This is a genomic window from Methanofollis ethanolicus, from assembly GCF_001571385.1.
Classification (GTDB): Archaea; Halobacteriota; Methanomicrobia; order Methanomicrobiales; family Methanofollaceae; genus Methanofollis; species Methanofollis ethanolicus.
In genome coordinates, this window is record NZ_BCNW01000001.1 from 1,144,258 (window position 1) to 1,154,186 (window position 9,929).

Sequence of the window (9,929 nt, forward strand, 5' to 3'; positions counted from 1 at the left end):
GTTAATTGTGTGTGGTTAACGCCGCCGCGGAGGGCCGAAGAGGAGACGACAGAAAAAAAGAGGGGAGTATCCTGTCAGTGCCGCCGTAGCAACATGAGGAGAGAGAAGGCGGCGACAAGAGGGAACCAGCCTGCCGGCGACTTCTGAGGTGCGGTGGTCGCACTCGCTACCGGTGTAGTCTTCGTCTCTGAAACAATTGCTCCATTTCCAGCCTTCCCGCCGATCACAAAGAGCGAGAGCCTCTCAGCCTGTGCCGTGAACTCGACCGACCCATCTTTCTCCTCTCCGGCAACAGTCGGGAAGGCCTGCCATTCTCCTCCGACCCGGCGCATCAGCACGATATCCTCTGCCTTCAGACCATGGTCGGCGATCCATGCAGAGGGGACACGGAAGGTGAGGGCAAGAAATGTGGGTTCGGCCTTCGCACCCTCGAGTCTGAGCTTCAGGTAGCGGTAGACCTCACCCTCGGGCGGCGCACCTCCGCCGGCCGTCTCCGCATCCTCCACCGTCACCAGGAAGGGGGAACGCTGTTCGGGGAGGGTCACCGCAACCTGGGATACCACAGGGTTGTCAATGAGGAATGCCTTCGTCATTGTCGGGACAGTTCCCGCAGCTACCCCGGCATCGGCACTGACAGGTGTGCCGCGGGTTGTGACCAGGACGGCAAGACGGTTCACCAGGACCCCGCCGTCCCCGACATTTTTCTGCGCACGGACGGTGACGGTGTTCTCGCGGGGGAGGAGCGAGCGGGTGGCATCGAGGTCGGCCAGCAGCATGGAACCGTTCCGACCGAAGGCACCGGGCCACTCCCGATCATTGAGGCCGACCCTGCCGCCGCCGTCGGTCCATGCACCGGGCCCGGTGCCGACGACGTACAGTCTCGCCGCACCGACGCAGTCGAGGTCGAGATGCTCGTCGAGGATCATCTTCGTCACGACGTCTTCTTCATAGATCCCGTTATCGTCGTCGATCGCGACGGCATCGCACCCTTCGGCGACCTGCCAGATGACCTGGGAGAGGGCCGGATCCTCGCACACGACAAGGAGGGCACCGCCGTCAAGGGTGCAGACAGCACCCTGCGTACCTGTGTTTGTGACCTCGATGGAGAGGGCGCCCTCAGGGAGACGGTCCATGTCGAAGGAATAGGTGGCGGCGACCGGGGCGTCCTTCCCGCCCTCGCGGTCGGTGACTGTGCGGTCGGGAGAGACCGACCGCCCATTGAGCGTGAATCTCAGGGCAGGGTCAATCCCTATGTCATCCTGTTTCGACCCGTCCACGAAGAGGTAGAGGGTCGCCTTTTTCACGGTTTCCGTACCGGCCGGAGGAACAAGGGATAGTGTCGCACTCCCTCCCCCGTCAAGGAGGGCCGGGGCACTGTTGGTCGTTACAAGGGCCACATGACCATTCACCTCCCCGCTTTCCTGCTTGGTGAACTCAGATCCAGATAATCCGGAAGAGGCACCTGTATCTGAACCCTCACCGCTGCCCGGTGCCACGTCGCCTCCCTGCGGCGCCGTCCCGATGACCGCGTAGCCGCTCGACCCCTCACCGACAATCCGGTTTGTCCAGGAGATGCCCTGACCCTGGTTTGACTGGTTACACCAACCATAAGAATTGAAAGCTGCAAAGGTTCCGAAGTTCTCGAACTCGTACTCGATCTTCACGGCACCCATATCCTTCAGGCCATCGATCTGGGAATTTTTGCCAATATTACCGACATTGAGGTCGATATAGACGGTATGGAAGGGGTTCGAACCGTCGGAGACGTCCTGACCATAGTAGATGGGATATGCCCCGGGTAGATTGTTCCCGGCAGGCTTCCAGGTCTGTGGGCTGTACTTGAAGTTTTCCTTCGTGATCGTTCCCTCATAGGCCCCGTCGACGTACTCGATCTGATCCGCTGTGGGCGGCATGTTCAACGCCGGTGTCGGGGTCCACCTGTATCCGCTCGCCCTGATATGGAGGGCGAAGTCGTCAGGAACGGCGCCATTGACAGCGACCATCAGGATCATATCGTCAAAAAAGCCGCGCCCGCCTGTTTCTGAGAGATAGAAGACACCAGACTGTTCTTCAGTTGTCGTTACCTGCCCATAGGGCTCGGACTCGGGATCGGTTGTGACATGGAGGGCGTTGAGTCCGCCGCCTTCGAACTTGAAGAACTTGGTCATCCCGTCTGAGAGGATGAGATCGAAATTGCTGGTGCCAGGCATCGTGATCCCGCCGACGTCGTCGGCAACCGCGGGGGCGATGCAGACGGCAGCCAGAAGCATGGCCAGAGCCAGAAACACATGTCGTGATTTTATTCCCTGATTCATGATAATCTCCTTTAGGTCATGGTATCAAGCAGAAACGAAGGTTATACATCCATATTCTGGATTGTGTACAGATTATTCTTATGATCTGAAAAATGTTCATCAGATCTCGTTAACCTTGCCTGGCCAGAAAAAAAGAGGATTCAATCCCTCTTCAGGAGGAAGAGGGCCCCGATAGCGACAAGAGAGAGGAACCACGGTACCGGCGACTTCTGTGTCGTCGGGGTAGTGGTTGCCGGGGCGGTCGTCTCCGCGGCGTCGGTCGCCGTCACGGTCGGCGTGACCGTCTCTCCGGCCTGCTGACCGGCAGAGGCGGTCGTGCCCGCGGCGATCGCGAAGTACGAAAAGCCGGAGGCTTCGGCCGAGTACAGGGCCTGGCCGTTCTCTTCCTTCAGGAAAGAGGTCTTGAGCGGCTTCCAGGCACCCTTCTCGTAACTGAGGAGGACGATGCTGTCGGCGGAGAGGCCGTGCTTCTTGATCCAGGCCGTCGGCACCGCGAATTCGAGGGTCATGCCGTCGATCACGGAGGGGTCGGCCCGGTAGAGTGTGGTCTCGATGACCTCGAAGGTCGCCTGGCCGGGGGCGTCCATGCCCGTCGGCAGGGAGGCCTTCCCCACCGTCACCAGCATGTCATCGATCGCGTCCCAGGCAGCGACCGTGATCCTGGTGATCGCTGTTTCTCTCACCACAAAGGTCTGTGTTTCCCCGGCAGGGATGGAGCCCGAGATCGCGGCGACGTCTGAGTTTCCACCGCTGGATGACGAGTGTGAGGAACCAGTCTCCCCGCCGCTCGTTGTGGGTGAGACTGCAGTCAGGCCGAAGACCGAGAGGCCGTTCGGGGAATACGCCTCGAAGACCAGGTTGCCGTCGGCGTCGGTGCCGACGAGCACGGTCTTCAAGACTTCCTTCGTGCCGTCCTCGGCCCACCGGATGATCCGCACCGCATCGACGCCGCCGTGGGCGTTGACCCATGCCGGACTCGCGGTCATGCGGATCGTGGCGTTGGAGACGTCCTGGCCGTTCGTCAGGTTCGTCTTGACGATATTCATCGTGTAGGCGACGGCGTTCACGTTCAGACCGTCGCTGGAGGCGGCGATCTGGAAGGCGCTCTGTGCGTCGGCCGAGACGTTTGCGGAGACGGTGGTCTGCAGGCCGGCGCCTGAGGGGATGCCGGTCAGGTTCGCCGAGACGGAGGCGGTAACCGTACCGATGCCGTCAAGGACCGTGGTGATCGGCGTGGTGGTGAGGGTGATCCCGGCGACCGTGCCGTTCACGGTGCCGTTCACGACGGTGGGAGCGCCTTCAGTCCTGATGTTGAGGCTGAAGGTGCCCTCCTCAATCCGGATGGTGTTCCCGGAGACGGTGGCGTTGGTGGCGGAGGTGTTGACCCGGACCTCCTGCTTCCCATCGCCATTCGTCGTCATGTTGCAGCCCGGGACGTTCAGGGGCAAGTCTTTCGTCTGGTCACCGTGCGGCGGCGTCACCGTCACTGTGGCCGTGCCGACCGCACCATTCGCCCCGGCGCTGACCGTGGTCGTGCCGATCTTATGGGCGGTGAAGTATCCGGTGGCGTTCACCGTGCCGACGGTGGCGTCGGACGACGTCCACCCGAAGGCGAGGGGCGAGATCTCAGCGCCGTTGTCGTCATAGGCGACGGCGCTGAACGTCAGGACGTCGCCGGGGGTAAGCGAAGACGTCTGCGGTGTAAGGACGATCGAGGCCGGAGCGAGAATAACGCCGTCCTTCCAGGGGCCGCACAGGGGGTAATTGTCGATCTGTGTCGACGACGACGTCGTGATGACGAAGCGTTCGTCGCCGATACCGTCGGTATTCGAGTCGTTACAGGTAAAGGAGGAGCCCCAGAAGTTTCCGAGGTACGAGGGCCGCGCCTCACCGTGGACCATATAGGTCACTGGTTCGGTGGAGTTCCACTGCCAGGATGCAGCAGGTTGATTGGCTATCCATCCATGTGCAGATGGTGTGTTGAACGTGTTGAGGTATGCGATGTTTGAACCGCCTCTCCTGATGAACATTGCATATTGCCCGCCCGTGAACGTGTTGGAGACGAAGAGGTTGTCGGTGGCGAAATACGCCTCAATGCCTCCGACACTGATATTTCTGAACTGGTTTCCTGAGACGATATTCGATTCCGAGGAAAGTATGGACAATCCATAGTCGCCGCTGTCATGGATCTCGTTCCCTGTGATAGTGTTATCCGTGGCATACCTGACGCATATCGGACCGAAGAGATCTGTTGCATCGGTGATGTTATAGAGAACATTGTTGGAGATCGTGTTCCCGCTTGATCCCCTGACGCTATTGTCCCATAGGGACGCCTGACCATCCAGCCAGATCCCTCTGTAGGTCACATCATGAATGGTATTTCCGGTGATGGTGGAGTTGTGCGCCATCCTGACGCTAATGCCCAGATAGTCGTCGAAAACATCATTTCCTGCAATGGTAAGGTTATCGCATTCATAGGAATAGACGGCATTTCGCACGTACCACTTACCGACAGAATAAGTAAGGTCCGTCCCGGTGAGGGAGAATCCCTCGACGGTGACATTATCTGATCGTATCGTGACGATGTTGTCGTTCGTATCCGCCGGCCGGATGATCGTCGATGACGACCCGTTCATCGATCCAAGGTACACCGACCGGTCGAGGACGACATTTTCAACATAGGTGCCGTCCCTGACGATGATGCGGTCGCCATCGAACGCCGCGTCGACGGCCGCCTGGATGGTGGTGAAATCTCCTCCGCCGGAGGCATCGACGTACAGGGTGATCGGACTGTCGGGGTGGACGGTGATGGTGGTGTTGCCTTTCACCGTGCTGTTTGAGGCGGTGACCACCGTTTTGCCGGCGGTAAGGGCGGTGAAGTGCCCGGTGGCGCTCACCGTGCCGACCGTCTCGTTGCTGCTCGTCCAGGCGAAGACGAACCCCTCCATCTGGTTCCCGTACTGGTCGATGGCCGTTGCATTGAGCGAGAGTCCATCCCCTTTGAGGACGAGGGGGTTCTTCGGCACAAGAGAGATTGTGGTGAGTTTGGGCGCGGTGTTCTCGGTAATCGCATAGAGTTTACTGTCGCTCGACCCGACGTAGATAGTGCCGTCCGCACCGATGGAGGGTGCGTAGAAGAACCGCGAGGTGGTATTCGGATTGGCGAACGACCACTTCAGGGTGCCGTCTGAACCGATCGCATAGAGGTTCCGATCGTTCATGTCGGTGGACGGGATATAGACGGTACCTTCGGCATCGACGGCCGGTGCCTCCGTGATGGTGCCGGTGGTCGTATAGGACCACTTTAAGGTGCCGTCGGGGTTCACGGCGTTGACGGTCTTGCTGGCCGAACCCACGTAGATCGTGCCGTCGCTACCGATCGCCGGGGACGCAACGGCGCCGCCGGCGGCGTACGACCACTTCAGGGTGCCGTCGGGATTCAGGGCATAGAGGCTGCCGTCGGCCGAACCGGTGTAGATCGTGCCGTCGGAACCGATCGCAGGGGCTGTGTTGACCGCACCGCCGGTGGTGTACGACCATTTCAGGGTGCCGTCTGGGTTCAGAGCATAGACCTTCATGTCGGCCGAACCGGCATAGATCGTACCGTCCGAACCGATCGCCGGGGCCGAGGAGACGGCACCGCCGGCCGTGTACGACCATTTCTCCGTGCCGTCAGGATTGAGGGCGTGGATCTTCTTGTCGGCGGAGCCGGCATAGATCGTGCCGTCGGACCCGAACGCCGGGGCCGAGGAGACGGCGCCGCCGGTCGCGAAAGTCCACTTCAGAGTGCCGTCGGAGTTGACGGCATAGATCTTCATGTCACGGCAGCCGAAGTAGACGGTGCCGTTGCTGTCGATCGCCGCCGCCGTATAGATCTGGTGACCTGCGGCGTACGACCACTTCAGCGTGCCGTCGGGGTTGACGGCGTGGAGTTTTCTGTCCCGGGAGCCGACATAAATCGTTCCGTTCCGGTCGATCACAGGCTGAACCGTGAGGAAACCGGCCGTCTTGTACGACCATTTCTGCATCGGGTCGCTCGGTCCGATATAGGGACTCTGCCCGGTATGTCTCAGGTCATGCCCTGCCATCGGCCACGCCGAGTCGGCAAGGCCGCCCGACTGCTCGGTGACGGTCACCGCCGCCGTGCCCTCGACCGCACCGTACGAGGCGGTGACATTCGTCGTGCCGGCGGCGATGGCGGTGAAGGTGCCGCTGGCGTTCACCGTGCCCACGGTCTCATTCGAACTCGACCAGACAACGGTGATGCCGGTCATGGCGTTGTCGGCGGCGTCATAGGCCGTGGCGGTGAACTGCTGGTCGTCGCCGACGGCAAGGGCGGCTATGGCCGGGGCGACCTCGATCCTGGAGGGAGCGGGGCCGGACCCTGCGCCGATAACCGAGTAGCCGCTCGTCTCCTTGCCCGTCGCGCCCGTCAGGAGGGCGTTGCTCCAGGCGACCATATTGTCGCCGTTGTTCGAGTTCTTGCAGTAGCCGTAGACATTGAAGGCCGCGAAGGACTCCAGGTTCTCGAAGGAGTAATTGATCCGCACCGCACCCCGATTTTCGAGGTCAGCGTTCGGGGCGAGCACGCCGGCGTTCAGGTCGATGAACATCATCTGGAAGGTGTTCGACGTGTCGTTCATGTCCTGACCGAAATAGATCGGGTAGTCGAAACCGTTGCCGGTCGGCTTCCAGATCTGCGGGCCGTACCTGAAGTCCTCCTTCGTGAAGACCTCGTCGAGGGCAACGGGCTGGTAGGTCACGGTGTCAAGGGGCGGGGCCTGGTTGCTCACCGGGTTCGGGGTCCAGGTGTAGCCGTCGGCCTTCACACGCAGCCTGAAGTCGTCGGGGACCGTGCCGTTCACCGCGACCATCAGGATGATCTCGTCCTCGTAGTGCTTGCCGCCAGAGTCGGTCGCATAGAAGGTGCCGCTCTGGTTCTCGGAGACGGTCACCTGACCGAAGTTTGCCGCAGGGTCGGTGGAGATATGCAGGGCGTTGAGGCCGCGGTCGTAGCCTTCGAACCTGACATTGTAGGTGTTGTTCCCGAAGGCGTTGTACTTCACGCCGGCGTCGTTGACGACGGTGAAGAAGACATTGTTGTAGTCGGGGAGGGGCTGGATGCCGGAGGGGGCCGCCCCGGTGACGGTCACATCGGCAGTACCCTCGAAAGTGCCGTTCGCAGCGGTGAGCGTGGTCGTGCCTGTGGCAAGGGCCGTGAAGTAGCCGGTCTCATTTACCGTGCCGACCGTCTCGTCGCTGCTCGACCATGCGATGGCTATGTCTCTCATAGGCCGGTCGTTCTGGTCGAGGGCAGTGGCAGTGAACTGCATCGAGGTGCCGATCCCGACGTCAGCGCTTGCAGGAGTGACATTGATCGAGGTCAGAACCGGAGGAATGCCGGCGACGGAATACCCGCTCGTACCCGCGTTGGTCCCGCCAGCGGCGTTCACCATGTTGGTCCAGGAGATGCCCTGGGCCTGGAAAGAGGCGAGGCACCAGCCGTAGCCGTTGAAGGCGGCGAAGGTCTCAAGGTTCTCGAAGGAGTACTCCACCTTTGCATCGCCGTTGTCGGTGAAGGTGGCGCCGCTGAACTTCGAAGGTTCGATGTTCCCGACCTTCAGGTCGATGAACATCAGGCTGAAGGTGTTGTTGGTGTCGCTCACGTCCTGGTACTCGTAGAGGGGCAGGCCGGGCGGCAGATAGGGCTCGGCATTGCCCGGACCGGGCTTCCAGGTCTGCGGACCGTACAGGAAGTCTTCCTTCGTGAAGGTCTCGTCCACCGCACCATCGACGTAGGTGTAGTTGGTCGGGAGCTGGTTGACGACTGAGGAAGGCGTCCAGGTGTAGCCGCTCGTCTTGATGTGCACGGCGAAGTCGTCCGGGACCGTGCCGTTCACGGCAAGGAGGAGGACGATGGTGTCGTCAAAGCCGCGGCCGCCGGTGTTGGATACGTAAAAGACGCCGGACTGGTCGTTGCTCGTCGTCACCTGTCCACGATCGGCGCTGGTGTCGGCGGTGATGTGGAGTTCGTTCAAACCTCCGCCGTCGGCCTTGATGTAGTAAGTGCCGTTGTTTCCTGTACCATACACGCCGCCATCGAGATCGTACTTTATACCTCCATCATTTGACACATTGATGAAGACGTGGCGCGTTTGTTCGAGGGGCTCGGCCGAAGCCGGGGCGATACTGATGATCAGAAAGAGCAGGATGAGCGCTGCGGCGATCCACCGCAGGCGCCCACCGCCGCGTCCGGAATAATCTGTTATCATACCTGTGATTCCTCCCGTTTGAGGATAAAATATCGAATAATATACCGACTCAAGGTAATAGATCCTATTTAATTGCCCCAAATAGGTAATGATTGTACTATCGGGAAACAACAGAATAAATATCTTATTATTTTCAGACAAGTATATCAAATTTAGTTAACATGCGATGCGGTTGACGGACGCACCGACCGATGGAGAGAGATAAAAAAAGAGGAATTCGGGATTTACACGCTCAAAGGCTCACGGTGTAACCGCTGCTGCCCGCATCCAGGACCCTGTTGGTCCAGGAGATGCCCTGATCCTGATTGGACTGGTTGCACCAGGCATAGGCATTGAAGGCGCAGAAGCCGTCGAAGTTGCTGAGGGTGTAATCAACCTTCGCCATGCCATTACCTTCAAAGGAACTGTTGACGCCGAGCGCACCGACGTTCAGGTCGATGAACATGAACTTGAATGTGTTGGTAGTGTCGCTCATGTTCTGGCCGTAGAAGATGGGATACACCATAACACTCGACGATTTGTTTATCTGGTAACCATACGTGAAGTTGACATTTGTGAAGGTGTCATTCAGCGCTCCTGCCATGTAGTCGTCTACGGGGTCTACAACAGGTATGGAACCATCGCCCGTCGGCGTCCACTGGTAGCCACTCGAGTTAATAGCGAGAGTGAAGTCGGTGTCTGAACTGTTCGTAGCGAACATCAGAATGATGTCGTCGTCATAGCCCCTGCCGCCGGTGTCCGAGACGTAGAACGTGCCGGTATCGACCGTCGAGTTGGTTACCTGCCCATAAGCGCTGTTAGGGCTGGTGGTGATATGGAGGGCGTTGAGGCCGCCGCCGTCGAACTTCATGTAGTAGGTTTTGTCCGGTCCGTCGTACGTGGCGCCGTCCAGATTAAATCTCACTCCGTTGTCGTTTGCCACTGAAATAAAGCAATGCCTGTACGGCAGTGGAGTCAACGCAGCCGCCGGTGCGACCGTGATCGCAAGCATCATCAGGGCCACGGCAACCATGACCAGGCTCCTGATACCAGTGTTTTCTTTCATGGTTTTCACCTCTTTGCTCATTTTTTCGACCGGGTCACGCAAGTCAACAATTGTTGATTAACTGAGCGGATCAATCAACAAAAATATCATGAAGCGGACGAGATATAAAAATCATCCGATATTATATTCTCGATACTACAGAATAAAGACAAAATAAAAAGATCAAAAACTGCGTATCAGGCCTAAAATCAATTCTATCGTAGAAAAATATAACCCAAACTTTGAAAGCCGGTTCGGGTAAACGCTAGGCAAAGGCCCCTGTGAAAAAACGCGGCCATTTTGAGACCCTGCACAAAC

The 9,929-nt window shown here is 59.1% G+C and carries 3 protein-coding genes; all 3 read right to left on the reverse strand.

Annotation, left to right across the window (positions count from 1 at the left end):
* Positions 1–74 precede the first annotated feature (74 nt).
* Entirely contained in the window at positions 75–2,270 is a 2,196-nt protein-coding gene (locus MEFOE_RS05710; protein ID WP_160329496.1) for a DUF3344 domain-containing protein, read from the reverse strand.
* A 185-nt stretch (positions 2,271–2,455) separates the two neighbouring features.
* Positions 2,456–8,587, reverse strand: a complete 6,132-nt coding sequence (locus MEFOE_RS13325) for an outer membrane protein assembly factor BamB family protein (RefSeq protein ID WP_083523355.1) — start codon at positions 8,585–8,587, stop codon at positions 2,456–2,458.
* A gap of 232 nt (positions 8,588–8,819) precedes the next feature.
* Positions 8,820–9,491, reverse strand: a complete 672-nt coding sequence (locus MEFOE_RS05720; protein ID WP_153015883.1) for a hypothetical protein — start codon at positions 9,489–9,491, stop codon at positions 8,820–8,822.
* Between the last annotated feature and the right edge of the window lie 438 nt (positions 9,492–9,929).

Bases quoted from the DNA above. Each gene is read 5' to 3' on its own strand.
- MEFOE_RS05710 (WP_160329496.1), bottom strand. From the start codon at position 2,270: ATGCTTCTGGCTGCCGTCTGCATCGCCCCCGCGGTTGCCGACGACGTC.
- MEFOE_RS13325 (WP_083523355.1), bottom strand. From the start codon at position 8,587: ATGATAACAGATTATTCCGGACGCGGCGGTGGGCGCCTGCGGTGGATC.